Source organism: Bacillota bacterium (genome assembly GCA_013178305.1).
GTDB lineage: Bacteria > Bacillota > Sulfobacillia > JABLXB01 > JABLXB01 > JABLXB01.
In genome coordinates, this window is sequence record JABLXB010000003.1 from 381021 (window position 1) to 394123 (window position 13103).

The window sequence follows — 13103 nt, forward strand, 5'->3', positions numbered from 1 at the left end:
GTGGGTCTGTTCGACAGGGTAGTTCTCACACTGTACACGTTCTTTCTCGCCCTGTTTTCCCTGGCGATGGTGCTCGTCTCGGCGGGCTGGGGATACCCGCTCGAATTCCTGAAGGCGAACCTCGCGACCGTGTCGGGCAGGTGGGTGACGGGGATAATCAGCGCTATGCTGTTCGTCGCCAGCCTTCGGCTGCTGTACTTCGGATTTCAGAAGAGACGGGGAATGCAGACGGTCGTGCACGAGACCTCGATGGGTGAGGTTCGCATATCACTCGACGCCATCGAGGATCTGGTCAGGCGGGTAGGGCGCCAGGTCCAGGGTGTGAGGGACGTCAAGCCCGTGGTCACTTCGGGTCCGTCCGGCTTGAACGTGATCGTGAGGACGAGCGTCAGCCCAGATGTATCGATACCGCAGGTGTCCGAAGAGCTGCAGACGACGGTGAGGAATTACGTCAAGAACGTGGTAGGCGCAACCGTGGCCGAGGTCAGGGTGTTTGTCGGTAACATCACTACTGACTCCAAGCGTTCTAGAGTGGAGTGACCGAAGTGCGGGAACGTTACTGGGAGGAGGTCCTGCGAAACCGGGGTAAGATGTTGGGCGCGCTTGCGGGCCTTATTATCAGCCTCATGATAATGGACTTCGGGTTTCTCTGGACCGCTTTCATAGTTGCCTGCACGTACGCGGGGTACCGGATCGGCAAGGGGATGGACGACCACAAGGAGAACATCGTTGAAATTCTCGACCGGTGGTTTCCCCCGCGGGACAGGTAGAGTGCCCAACCACCTTCGCGGTGGTTTTATATTGGCCGTGTGAGGCCATGGAGGGATACTGTTGAAAAGGAGGAAGGCCCGGGAGCTCGCGCTGAAGGTGCTTTTCCAGGTGGACGTGGCCGGGGCTGATGCCCATGAAGCCATGTCCTTTCTAGTGAGTGAGGAGAGAACACCGGAGGAAACCGTGCTGTTCGCACAGGAGATCGTCAGGGGGACCCTGGAGCGTCGCGAGGAGATAGACAAGAATATCGCGACTCTCTCGCGGGAGTGGGCCCTGGACAGGATGGCCAACATCGACAGGAACATCCTCAGGATGGGGTGTTACGAGATCCTCTACAGGGACGACATCCCGTCGAGTGTCTCCATCAATGAGGCCGTCGAGATGGCGAAGGCCTACGGGGATGCTGACTCGGCCAAATTCGTGAACGGCATCCTCGGCAAGATCGTTCAGAACCTGAGCAAGCAGTAGGGGGACGCCGGTAGCGGGGGCCCGTGCGGGCGCCTCCCGGGGAGGGTTGGGGATGTACAGGATCGTCGAGAAGTCTGTGTTGAATCCGGTCATCAAGGAGTTCGTCGTGGAAGCGCCGTTGGTCGCGAGGAAGGCTGAACCCGGCCAGTTCGTGATCGTCAGGCTGGGCGAGCAGGGTGAGAGAGTGCCCCTGACTATAGCCGACTTCGACAGGGAGAGGGGCACCATAACCATAGTGTTCCAGGAGGTCGGCAAGAGCACCAGGATTCTGGGGTGCCTCGATGCCGGCCAGTCCATAACCGACGTGGTGGGACCGCTCGGGATCCCGGCCGAACTGCCCGAATCCGGGAGCGTAGCATGCGTTGCGGGCGGGGTCGGCGTAGCTCCGATGTACCCCAAGGCCAAGGCGATGCACGCGGCGGGGATCGAGGTCGTTTCGATCGTGGGCGCGAGATCGGCCGACCTGCTCATCATGGAGGACCGCATGAAGGCGGTCTCGTCCGAGCTCCACGTGTGCACAGACGACGGCTCGAGGGGATTTCACGGCTTCGTGAGCGAGAAGCTGAAGGCGCTGATCGAGAGCGGCCGGCGGTTCGACGAGGTCATCGCGATCGGCCCGTTGCCCATGATGAGGGCTACGTGTGAAGTCACCAGGCCCCTCGGCCTCAAAACGTGGGTCAGCCTGAACTCTATCATGGTCGACGGGACGGGAATGTGCGGCGCGTGCCGCGTGACCGTCGGCGGCCGGACGAAGTTCTGCTGCGTCGACGGCCCGATGTTCGACGGGCACGAGGTTGACTTCAAGGAGGCAATCAGGCGCAGCCAGATATATTGCGACCAGGAGAAGACCGCCCTTGAGCAGTGGGAAGGCTGTTCGGGCCACATCGCCGGGCACGCCGGGCACGCGGACCATGCCGGCCATGGCGGGTGCTGTGGAGGTGGTAAGCGTGGCTAAGTCTCGCGTCGCGATGCCGGCCCAGGACGCCGGCAAGCGTATCCGCAATTTCAACGAGGTAGCGCTGGGCTACTCAGAGGACATGGCTGTCGACGAGGCGAACCGTTGCATTGGCTGCAAGAAGCCCCTGTGCGTGCAGGGCTGCCCCGTCATGGTCAAGATTCCCGAGTTCATCAAGCAGGTGAAAGAGCGCGACTTCGCCGGCGCCATCAAGACGATTAAGGAGACTAACAGCCTGCCCGCGATCTGCGGCCGCGTGTGCCCACAGGAGGAGCAGTGCGAGAAATACTGCATCCTGGGGAAGAAGGGCGAACCCGTGGCCATCGGGCGCCTGGAGAGGTTCTGCGCCGACCGTGAGATGTCGGAAGGCGTCAGCAAGCCCGAAGTCTCCGGCTGGAACGGCAAGAAGGTCGCGGTGGTCGGATCGGGCCCGGCGGGACTGACCTGCGCGGGCGACCTGGCCAAGCTGGGGTACAAGGTAACGATATTCGAGGCGCTTCATGCGCCAGGAGGCGTGTGCATCTACGGCATACCTGAGTTCAGGCTACCGAAGAACATCGTGCGCGAAGAGGTAGAGTATGTAAAGAGCCTCGGGGTCGATCTCGTCACCGACGTCATCGTCAGTCGGACGGTCTCGATCGACGAGCTTTTCGAGGACGGCTACTCGGCGGTGTTCCTCGGTACGGGCGCGGGGTTGCCCAAGTTCATGGGGATCCCCGGCGAGAACCTCAACGGAGTCTACTCGGCAAACGAATGGCTGACCAGGACCAACCTGATGAAGGCGTACATGTTCCCGCGGTACGACACTCCGATCAAGGTCGGGAGCAGGGTGGCCGTGGTCGGCGGCGGCAACGTGGCGATGGACGCCGTCAGGTGCGCGCTCAGGCTCGGCGCCGCACAGGCGCACATCGTGTACCGCCGGAGCGAGAAGGAGATGCCGGCGAGGATCGAGGAGCTCGAGCACGCGAAGCACGAAGGGGTCATATTCCACCTCCTGACGAACCCGGTCAGGATCATCGGAAACGAAAAGGGCTGGGTCGAGGGCCTCGAGTGTATCCGGATGGAACTCGGCGAACCGGACGCCTCCGGCCGGAGGAGGCCGGTGGAGGTCAAGGGTTCCGAGCACGTGATCGATGTGGACACCGTAGTGATGGCTCTCGGCACGACGCCGAACCCCGTCCTGTCGAAGGCCACCCCGGGTCTCAAGGTGCACGACTGGGGCGGCCTGGTTGTCGAGGAGGAAACCGGTGCCACCACGAGGCCGGGAGTGTACGCAGGTGGCGACGCCGTGACAGGGTCGGCCACCGTGATCCTGGCGATGGGCGCCGGGAAGAAGGCGGCCGCGGCGATTCACGAGTATATACAGAAGAGCGCCTGAGGCGCGGGGGTTTGTTAAGGACCCACGAGGCCCGGGGGCGTCAGGGAGGGGACGGAATTGTCGGCCAGGATAATCGATGGAAAAACGATCGCAGCCGAGATCAGGAGCGAGATAGCGGCCGAGGTTGAGGCGCTCAAGGCGACGAAGGGCGTCACGCCAGGACTCGCTGTCATCCTCGTCGGTGACGATCCCGCGTCTCACACCTACGTGCGCAACAAGGAGAAGGGCTGCAAGGAAGTAGGCATGCACTCCGAAGTCTACAGGCTTCCGGCCTCGACATCGCAGGCCGAGGTGCTGGGGCTGATCGAACAGCTGAAGAACAGGAACGAAATACACGGCATACTAGTGCAGCTACCGCTTCCCGATCACATAGACGAGAAAGCGTGCCTCCTGGCGATTCCGCCGGAGAAGGACGTGGATGGGTTTCACCCCGTCAACGTCGGCAAGATGGTTATAGGCGACGACTGCCTGCTACCGTGCACTCCCCACGGGGTGATCGTCCTTCTTGAAAGGTCGGGAGTCGAGATAAAGGGCAAGAACGCGGTGGTCGTCGGAAGGTCGAACATCGTGGGAAAGCCCGTGGCCATGATGCTCTTGCACAGGCACGCGACCGTGACCATGTGTCATTCGAGGACGAAGGACCTCGGCGCGGTGACACGGGGGGCCGACATTCTCGTCGTAGCCGTGGGCAAGCCCGGCATGATAACCGGTGACATGGTGGGGCATGGCGCCGTCGTGATCGACGTCGGGACCAACAAGGCCGGCGACAAGCTGGTGGGCGACGTCGAGTTCGCCGCCGCATCGGAGAAGGCGTCCCAGATCACCCCGGTGCCTGGCGGCGTCGGCCCCATGACGATAACGATGCTCCTGAAGAACACGCTGCAGGCGGCGAGAGCGAGCGTGAAGTAGGGAAAGGTGAGGCGATGAGCGCAACCGCCACTGTCCTCAGCGTCAGTGACCTGACGAGGTACGTGAAGAAAACCCTCGATTCGGACCCTCTCCTCCAGGGGGTCCTGGTCAAGGGCGAGATTTCCAATTTTAAGAAGCACACGTCGGGGCATCTGTATTTCACCCTCAAGGACGAATCCTCACAGGTGCGTTGCGTCATGTTCAGGTCGAGCGCCTCGAGATTGGCCTTCCTCCCCGAGAACGGGATGGAAGTCGTAGTCGCGGGCCACGTGACCGTGTACGAACGCGACGGCCAGTACCAGCTTTACGCTGAGTCCATACAGCCGTACGGCATAGGTGCGTACCACATCGCTTTCGAGCAGTTGAAGAAGAAGCTCGAGGCTGAAGGCCTGTTCGACGCGCTCAGGAAGCGGCCGCTGCCGCTGCTGCCACGCAGGGTAGGCATCATCACTTCGCTTCGCGGGGCCGCTCTCAGGGACATGGTGTCAATATGCAAGCGGCGGTTTCCGGGCATAAAGATCCTGGTAGCAGACGTGCTGGTCCAGGGTGAGGAGGCGCCGCCGCGTATCATCTCGGCCCTGTCGCTCATGAACTCGGTTGAGGACGTGGACGTGATAATCATCGGCAGGGGCGGGGGCTCTGTGGAGGAGCTATGGGCGTTCAACGACGAACGACTCGCGAGGGCGATCGCTGGGTCGAGGATCCCCGTGGTTTCCGCGGTTGGCCATGAGACCGACTTCACGATCGCCGACTTCGTTGCGGATTGCAGGGCGCCGACGCCGTCGGCTGCGGCTGAGCTGGTGGCGCCGGAGGTCAGGGAGATCAACCTGCGACTGGCGGATAGGATCGGAGGAATGGCGAGGGCCGTCCGCAAGAAGTGCCGCTCCGGCCGCGAACGGCTGGCGCTGCTGGTGGAGAGGAGGGCGTTCACCAGGCCGCGTGACGTGGTCGACCACCGGAGGCAGGCGCTCGACGACGCGGTCCGAGACCTGGAGAGCGCAATCAGGGCGAGACTCAACGCGGCGTCCGGCGTCCTCGAACGGGTGGCCGGCAGGCTGGACGCGCTCAGCCCGCTGTCGGTGCTGAAGCGTGGATACGGCGTGGTGCGCAGGGCGGCCGATGGAGTGGTTGTGAGCAGTGTACGCCTCGTCGAGCCGGGTGACGCGGTGTGGATCACCGTCTCGGACGGGGGTTTCGATGCCGTGGTGAAAGGGAGGGACGGGGGGACGTGAGCGATCCCGAACTCAAGGAATCGGGCTGCGAGAAGGGCTGCGCCGGCGATGACGGGGAGTCGCCCGCGATGTCGTTCGAGGAGGCGCTGGGCAGGCTGGAAGAGATCGCGCGCAGCCTGGAGAGCCTGGAACTCGGGCTGGACGAATCGCTCCGGCTGTTCCAGGAGGGCGTCAGGCTGGCGCGGGTCTGCTCCAGCAAGCTCGACGAGGCGGAGCACCGGATCGAGCAGCTCCTCGAAGCGCCCGGCGGAAGCGCGGTCGTGGCGCCGCTGGAGGGCCTGCATAAGTGACTCCGCGCGGTGACGCGAAGGGTGTCATCGAGTACGCCGCGTCGTGGGGAGAGAGGATCGAGTCCAGGCTGAGTGAGTTGCTGCGCCTGGAGGGGTCCTGTCCGGCCACGCTCGCGGAGGCGATGAGCTACAGCGTATTCAGCGGCGGCAAGAGACTGCGGCCGGTCATGGTCATTGCCGCCGCAGAGGCGGTTGGCGCGGACCCGCGGTCGGTACCGGGGCTCATCGACGCTGCATGCGCAGTCGAGATCATTCACACTTATTCCCTTGTCCACGATGACCTGCCGTGCATGGATGACGACGACCTCAGGCGCGGGAAACCTACAAGCCACAAAGTATTTGGGGAGGCCGTGGCGGTTCTCGCTGGCGATGCCCTGCTCACGTACGCATTCGAGGTGCTTGCGGGGTCGGGCGCGCCGGCCGGCAGGGTGGTTGCAGCCACCCGGGTGATGGCGCGTTGCGCGGGCCCCGCGGGAATGGTCGGTGGGCAGGTCATCGACATCGAACTCGAGTCCGGCGGGGAGCGGGCTGCGGATGAAGCGACTCAGGGCGACGTCGTCCGCCGTATGCACGTGCTCAAGACGTCCAACCTCTTTAGCGGATCTGTGACTGTAGGAGGGATCCTCGCCGGGGGGAACGAGGAACAGGTCGCCGCCCTTCAACGATACGCGATCCATTTCGGCCTGGGGTTCCAGATCGCGGACGACGTGAAGGACGCGGAGAGCGGGCAGGATGCCGGCAAGGTGACTTATGTCTCGCTGTACGGGACGGCAGCGGCGCGGGCGGAGGCGCTGGGCGCGCTCTCGTCAGCGGCGCGCGAACTCGATATTCTTGGTGGTGGCGCGTGGGCTCTGCGTGAGATCGCACACCATGTCGCGGCAGGAATAGCGGAAGGAGTAGGACAGGCGTAGTGGAGGAGTTGCTCAAGAACAGGGCGCTCGTCGCCTCGACCGCGTCCTGGATGATCGCCCAGATGTTGAAGGTGCTGTTCTCCTACGTCGAGACGCGGAGGCTCGATTTCCGGCGATTCGTGAGTCCCGGCGGGATGCCGAGCTCTCACGCCGCCGCGGTGTCGTGCCTGGTCGTGTTGACTGCCAGGGAGTTCGGGCTCTCGTCGACGCATCTTGCCATCGTGGTGGTGTTCGCGTTGATAGTCATGTACGACGCGGCGGGAGTCAGGAGAGCGGCCGGAAAACAGGCCGCGGTTCTCAATACCATCGTCAGGGAGATCCACGCGCTCCGGGGGCTCCGGAACGAACGGCTGAGGGAGCTCCTCGGCCATACGCCTGTCGAGGTCATAGCGGGAGCTCTACTTGGCATCACTGTAGCCATCATGGCCCTTTAGGTCCACCGGTCCATCAAGGGCGTTTACCGCCCACAGTCGCCGGACACGCGCTTTGACCCACTCGCACCCCCATGTTATCATGTTGCATGCCGTGCCGGTGGGTGGCGCAGTATCCTAGTCAGAGCCGGCGTTCCTGAGGGCGGGCCTAAAAATCCGTCAAGGGCACATCGATGAAGCCTCTGGTGCCGGCCTTCGACGCCCAGTCGGGGGTTGGTGCTGGAGGATACGGGGTCGAGGGCGATCTACAACGGCATGTAGGCGTGGACCCTTACCCCTTGAGGCCCAAGCGCGTGGCCTGGAGCCATGGCTTGGGGGTAAACCTGCATACGGTAGCACTGTGTGCAGCGTAGCCTGTCCTGAGCGCGCGGGGCGGATGGCCGTGTATCGCGGGCGCCACAATGGCGCAGCGGGCGGTTCTGAAATCCCGGGTGCAAAAGGGACTAAGGAACGGCGCGGGGCTGTTGAGGAAAACTCCTAGGCTGTTCGACCGGAGGCACTCCGGGGATTGCAGTGTGTGCTAAGTGGTAGTCCAGCACGGCGTCCGGTGACGGCGCCGGCTGGTCCTAATGGGAAACCGCCGCGGCGGCGACGCGCGGTGGACCTGTCGGGAAAGCCTGCTGGACCTCAAGCCGCAAAATTTACCCGGAGGGCTGCCACTCACCGGACCGTACTTTTATGGAGGGTTGGTCTGATAGTTGGCTAATGGTCAATCAAGGGCCCGCAAAGCGGTCCCATCGGTCAGGGCAGGGGTGCTCACCGGCTTCTGGGCATTCGTCCTGGCCATATTTGTTTCCCTGCCGCTCCAGAGGGTTCTCTCACACCTGCCTCCCGCTCTATCCATCCTGACGATTCTGCTCGTGGTGGCCACGGGCGTGCTGTTCGACGTCGTGGGGCTGGCTGCGGCGTCGGCCGACGAGGCGCCGTTTCACGCCATGGCGGCGAAGAAGATCCCGGGCGCCAGGCAGTCCATCGCAATCGTAAGGAATGCGGGAAAAGTTGTTACAATATGCAACGACGTCGTGGGGGACCTGGCCGGCACGCTCAGCGGGGCGCTCGCGGCGGGGGCGGTCTTCCAGGTGTCGAGCAGCCGGGGATGGAACCCCGCGCTGGCCGGCACCCTTGCGGTTGGTCTGGTGGCAGCCCTGACCGTCGGCGGGAAGGCGTCGGCGAAGAGAGTAGCCATAGGCAGGTCGGATGAGATCACTACGGCCGTGGGGCGGCTGCTGTACGGCTGGGAGCAGGTCACGGGCATCAAGCCTTTCGGAGGGAATTCGTCTGGCAGGAGAACGCCTTGACGTAGAACTGGTCAAGCGGAACCTGGCGCCGAGCCGCGAGCGAGCGCGGGCTTACGTACTCGAAGGCCGCGTTTACGTGGACGGCGAACCACGGCTCAAGGCCGGCTGCGCCGTGCCGCCCGGGGCGGGCATCGAGGTCAGGGGGGAGCCACTCCCGTACGTGAGCAGGGGTGGGTTGAAACTCGCCGCGGCGCTCGACAAATTTCGTGTGGATGTCTCCGGCAAGAGCGCGCTCGACTCCGGGGCCTCGACCGGCGGGTTCACCGATTGCCTCCTGCAGAGGGGTGCGGCCAGGGTGTACGCGGTCGATGTGGGCTACGGTCAGCTCGCCTGGAGGCTGCGAAACGACCCGCGCGTGGTGGTACTCGAGCGCACCAACCTCCGCTACCTGACCCCCGAGAAGCTCGGCGCCCGCGTCGACGTGGTCACGCTCGACGTATCGTTCATATCCCTCGCCAGGGTTTGGCCGGCAGTGCACGCGCTGGCGGCCCCGTCGGCGGCCGTCCTCTCGCTTATCAAGCCCCAGTTTGAGGCGGGGAGGGCCCGCGTGGGCAAACGCGGCGTGGTGAAGGATCCCTCAACCCACCTGGATGTGATCCTCAGGCTATGCGACCAAGCGGTGTCACTCGGGTTCTCGGTTGCGGGGCTGTCGTACTCCCCCATAACCGGCCCCGAGGGCAACATAGAATTCTGGATGTACGCTATCGCCCCGCCCTCGCTCGTTCCGCCACTCGGCCCCGACATGGTCCGCGCGCGTGCCGTTGCGGTGGTCGAGGCTGCCTGGATCGCCTTGGGTTGCGGACCTGCGGACCTGACGTAGGAGCAGGCGGCGCGGCAGGCGGTGACCGAAAAGAGGCGAGGCGAGATGCAACGGGACCTCTGCAGCGCGTTCCTGGCTCGGTGCGTGGGTGAGGACAACCGACTCCGCGCGGACCTGGCACGCGAGCGCTGGTCAGGTGCGGAACCGCTCCTGCGGGCGGAGTGGAAGCGGGCTATAGAAAACCAACCCGCGAGTGGGCGGTCTCGGCCGTCCTCCTTCGGGCCGTGGATCCGGAGTCGGAGCGGTTCTTCCCAGAACCCCACGGCTTTAGCCGGGGGGAGGTTCAGGTAAAGGATAAGCCTGCGGCAGTGGAGAAGCCATCGCGCGGGCGCCTGGCTCGGGAGGCCCCCCTGCCTGCCTGCCGAAAAGTGTTGGAAACGGAGTGAATCCATGAAAGGCATCGGACTGTGGCCGAATCTGGATAAGGAAGGGGCACTGCCCGTCGCGCTCAGCCTCCTGAAATGGCTGGAAAGCAGGGGCGTGAAGGTGGTACTCTCCGACGAGGCGGCGGGCGCCACGGGAAGGCCCGCCCAGGGGGTCAGCCCCGCGGACTGGGCGGCGAAGGTGGAGTTCGTGATAGTCCTGGGCGGCGACGGCACCATCCTCAACGTAGCAAAGCAGATAGCGCCTGCCAGCACCCCTGTTCTCGGCGTGAACCTCGGGCGACTCGGGTTCCTCACCGAGATCGAGCTCCAGGACCTGTACGACGCGCTGCCCGGATTCCTTCGCGGCGACTACACCGTCGAGGACAGGATGATGCTCGATGCGGTTGTGGCCCGCGGAGGAGAGGCCCAGTCGAGGTTCCTCGTGCTGAACGAGGCGGCGATCGCCAAGGGGCCTTTCGCCAGGATTATCTCGCTGGACCTGTACATAAACGAGACATACGTGGACACGTACCCCGCGGACGGCCTCATCATCGCCACGCCCACCGGTTCCACTGCCTACTCGCTCTCCGCCGGCGGTCCGATCGTGAGCCCGAGCGTGGATGTGACCGTCATAACCCCTATATGCCCTCACAGTCTCTACAGCCGGTCACTGGTGGTTTCGAGGCGTGAGGACGTAAAGGTCGTCCTGACCGGACGCCACGAGGACACGATGATTACCATAGACGGACAGAGGGGGTACGGGCTCAGGGCAGGAGACGAGGTGGCGTTCTTGCCTTCGGCGGACGTGGCCCGGCTGGTCCGGGCGAGAGACTGGAGCTTCTACGAGGTGCTCCGGAAGAAGATGAAAGAGGGCACCGTCCCCACCCGGCGGTTCGAGGCCGTTCGCGGCGTTTCGGCAGGAAACCGCGTGGGAGAGAAGAACTCCATCCGTGGGGACAAGTCCCCGGGCTGCCGAGGGGGTATTGACAATTGAAGGCGCGCCGGCAGATGAGAATACTCGAGCTTGTACGCGGCAGGGTTATTGAAACGCAGGAGCAGCTGGCGGAACTGCTGGGGCAGGAGGGCATCGAGGTCACCCAGGCCACGGTGTCCAGGGACATCAAGGAACTGAACCTGGTCAAGATCCCGGCGGGCGACGGCAGGTACAGGTACATGCCGTCGGATGACTCGCAGCCGGCGGGAACGGCGGAGAAGATGAAGAGGCTGCTCGCGGACTGCTGCGTGAGTATCGACAACTCCGATAATATCGTTGTGGTGAAGACCCTCTCCGGAACGGCGTCGGCTGTAGGCGAAGCCATCGACAACCTGAGGTGGCAGGAGATCGTGGGGTGCGTGGCCGGCGACAACACGATCATCATGGTCGTCAAGCCCAGAGAGGCGGCTTTCTCCATTGTCGAGCGCCTGAGGAGCCTGACGAGTTAGGTGGCTGTGCATGCTTTCTGAGCTGCGAATCGAGAACTTCGCGCTCATCGAGTCGCTCAGGGTGGAATTGAACCCCGGCCTCAACGTGCTCACGGGCGAGACGGGCGCGGGGAAATCGATAATAATAGACGCCGTCGAGATGCTGCTCGGCGGTCGCGCGTCCTCGGAATACGTGAGGAGCGGGTGTGACAGGGCGGTCGTTGAGGCCGTCTTTGTTATTTCGTCGAATCAGCGCGCGAGGGCGCTCCTCAGGGACTGGGGCGTCGAGGAAGATGACGCGGTCGTCCTGTCACGGGAGATATCCTCAACCGGCCGGTCGGTCGCCAGGGTGGCGGGGCGCTCCGCGACGGCCGGGATGCTGCGCGAGATCGCGGGCTGCCTCGTTGACATCCACGGGCAGCACGAGCACCAGTCACTCCTTCGCCCCGAGACGCACATCGACGTGCTGGACGCGTTCGCCGGTGGGACCGTCGCCGCCCTCAAGTCGAAGGTCGCGGAGACCTACGCTGAGTACCAGGCCGTCATTCGCGAGATCCGGGAACTGGGGGGCGGGGAGAAGGACCGCGCGAGAAGGCTCGACATCGTCAGGTTCCAGGTGAGGGAAATAGAGTCGGTCAACCCGCGCCCCGGCGAGGACGCCACCCTCGCCGACGAGGCCACGGTGCTGCGCAACGCGCAATTGCTCAAGAACGCCGCACGCTCGGCCTACTCCAGGCTCTACGAAGGACGGGGCCAATCGGCGATTGACATACTCGGGGAGGCGTGGTCGGAGGTGGCCTCGGCTGCGCGGGTGGACCCGAGGCTCAACCAGTTGGCCGAGTCGATCTCGCAGGTTTCCGAGGTCGTGAAAGACGTCGCTCGCGACATACGCATCTACGCCGAACGCGTTGAATCCAACGCGGCGCGGCTTGGTGAGGTCGAAGCCAGGATCGACAGGATCCAGCAGCTCAAGGCGAAGTACGGGGACACTATCGACGAGATCCTGGCGTACCGAGACCAGTGCAACGCCGAGATCGACAGGCTCGAAAACGCCGCGGGTCTCGCCGAACGGCTTGGCGCGAGGCGCGACGAAATCGAACAGTCGTTGGGGGGCATCTGCGGGCATCTGTCGGAGGAAAGGAAGTCCACGGCGCCCCGGTTCGAGGCGCGGATGATCGAGGAACTGGACGCGATGGGCGTCGGGCGTGCGGCGTTCTCGGTAGAGCTATCCACCGAGGAGGACGCCGGCGGCGTGCCCGTCGACGGCCGGCGCCTGACCGTCAGCGCACGGGGTGTCGACCGCGCCGAGTTCCTCATATCCCCGAACCCTGGTGAGCCACCGAAGCCACTGGCGCGCATAGCCTCGGGTGGTGAGATGTCGCGGATAATGCTGGCGCTCAAATCGATAACAGCGGATGCCGACCAGGTCCCCTGCGTGATCTTCGACGAGATCGACTCCGGCATAGGCGGCGAAACCGCCAGGGCGGTCGCATCGAGACTGGCGGGGCTGGGTAAGACGCGTCAGGTACTGTGCGTGACGCACCTCGCGCACATCGCTTCGCGCGCGACGTCGCATTTCCTGATATGGAAGGAAACAGACGGCGCGAGGACGATAACGCGGGTCAAGAGCGTCAGCGGGTCCGAGCGGGAACGTGAAATCGCACGAATGCTCGGTGGCTCATCCGAGATCGCGCTGAACCATGCCAGGGAACTCCTGGAAGGAGATTGATCCGGCCCGCGCGCGCGACCGGCCGGGATCGGCCGAATACGTCGAAAAAAGCCCGGTAGCGCCGGGCATGTTTGTTTTTGTTGCGCGTTCTCGACCACACTTTGGGAACATAATTCACGCTCTT

At 64.0% G+C, this 13103-nt stretch carries 15 protein-coding genes; all 15 read left to right on the forward strand.

What is annotated here, in order from left to right:
* Positions 1-540: an alkaline shock response membrane anchor protein AmaP gene (amaP, locus tag HPY55_09520; GenBank protein NPV70867.1), complete on the forward strand. Its 540-nt coding sequence runs from the start codon at positions 1-3 to the stop codon at positions 538-540.
* Positions 541-545: 5 nt separating this feature from the next.
* Complete coding sequence (locus tag HPY55_09525; protein NPV70868.1) at positions 546-770, forward strand: DUF2273 domain-containing protein; 225 nt, start codon at positions 546-548, stop codon at positions 768-770.
* Positions 771-831: 61 nt separating this feature from the next.
* The gene (nusB, locus tag HPY55_09530) at positions 832-1239 is read left to right on the forward strand and encodes a transcription antitermination factor NusB (GenBank protein NPV70869.1); all 408 of its coding nucleotides are present in this window, start codon (positions 832-834) and stop codon (positions 1237-1239) included.
* Positions 1240-1291: 52 nt separating this feature from the next.
* The gene (locus HPY55_09535) at positions 1292-2194 is read left to right on the forward strand and encodes a sulfide/dihydroorotate dehydrogenase-like FAD/NAD-binding protein (protein ID NPV70870.1); all 903 of its coding nucleotides are present in this window, start codon (positions 1292-1294) and stop codon (positions 2192-2194) included.
* A complete protein-coding gene (gene gltA / locus HPY55_09540) occupies positions 2178-3572 on the forward strand; it encodes an NADPH-dependent glutamate synthase (GenBank protein NPV70871.1) in 1395 nt (464 codons plus the stop codon). Before HPY55_09535 ends, gltA begins: the two co-directional genes overlap by 17 nt.
* A 57-nt stretch (positions 3573-3629) precedes the next feature.
* On the forward strand, positions 3630-4481 hold the full coding sequence (folD, locus tag HPY55_09545; protein ID NPV70872.1) for a bifunctional methylenetetrahydrofolate dehydrogenase/methenyltetrahydrofolate cyclohydrolase FolD: 852 nt from the start codon (positions 3630-3632) through the stop codon (positions 4479-4481).
* 14 nt (positions 4482-4495) lie between these two features.
* A complete protein-coding gene (gene xseA, locus HPY55_09550) occupies positions 4496-5713 on the forward strand; it encodes an exodeoxyribonuclease VII large subunit (protein NPV70873.1) in 1218 nt (405 codons plus the stop codon).
* A gap of 68 nt (positions 5714-5781) precedes the next feature.
* Positions 5782-6003, forward strand: coding sequence for an exodeoxyribonuclease VII small subunit (gene xseB, locus HPY55_09555; protein ID NPV70874.1), 222 nt, complete (start codon positions 5782-5784; stop codon positions 6001-6003).
* Complete coding sequence (locus HPY55_09560) at positions 6000-6914, forward strand: polyprenyl synthetase family protein (protein ID NPV70875.1); 915 nt, start codon at positions 6000-6002, stop codon at positions 6912-6914. The genes xseB and HPY55_09560 overlap by 4 nt, the downstream gene beginning before the upstream one ends.
* A complete protein-coding gene (locus HPY55_09565) occupies positions 6914-7348 on the forward strand; it encodes a divergent PAP2 family protein (protein NPV70876.1) in 435 nt (144 codons plus the stop codon). The genes HPY55_09560 and HPY55_09565 overlap by 1 nt, the downstream gene beginning before the upstream one ends.
* Before the next feature lie 695 nt (positions 7349-8043).
* Entirely contained in the window at positions 8044-8643 is a 600-nt protein-coding gene (locus HPY55_09570; protein ID NPV70877.1) for a hypothetical protein, read from the forward strand.
* Entirely contained in the window at positions 8543-9463 is a 921-nt protein-coding gene (locus tag HPY55_09575) for a TlyA family RNA methyltransferase (GenBank protein NPV70878.1), read from the forward strand. Before HPY55_09570 ends, HPY55_09575 begins: the two co-directional genes overlap by 101 nt.
* Before the next feature lie 390 nt (positions 9464-9853).
* The gene (locus HPY55_09580; protein NPV70879.1) at positions 9854-10822 is read left to right on the forward strand and encodes an NAD(+)/NADH kinase; all 969 of its coding nucleotides are present in this window, start codon (positions 9854-9856) and stop codon (positions 10820-10822) included.
* Entirely contained in the window at positions 10819-11271 is a 453-nt protein-coding gene (gene argR, locus HPY55_09585; GenBank protein ID NPV70880.1) for an arginine repressor, read from the forward strand. Before HPY55_09580 ends, argR begins: the two co-directional genes overlap by 4 nt.
* Positions 11272-11281: 10 nt before the next feature.
* Positions 11282-12979 carry a DNA repair protein RecN gene (gene recN / locus HPY55_09590; GenBank protein NPV70881.1) on the forward strand — a complete coding sequence of 566 codons (1698 nt, stop codon included), beginning with the start codon at positions 11282-11284 and terminating at the stop codon, positions 12977-12979.
* The last annotated feature ends 124 nt before the right edge of the window (positions 12980-13103 follow it).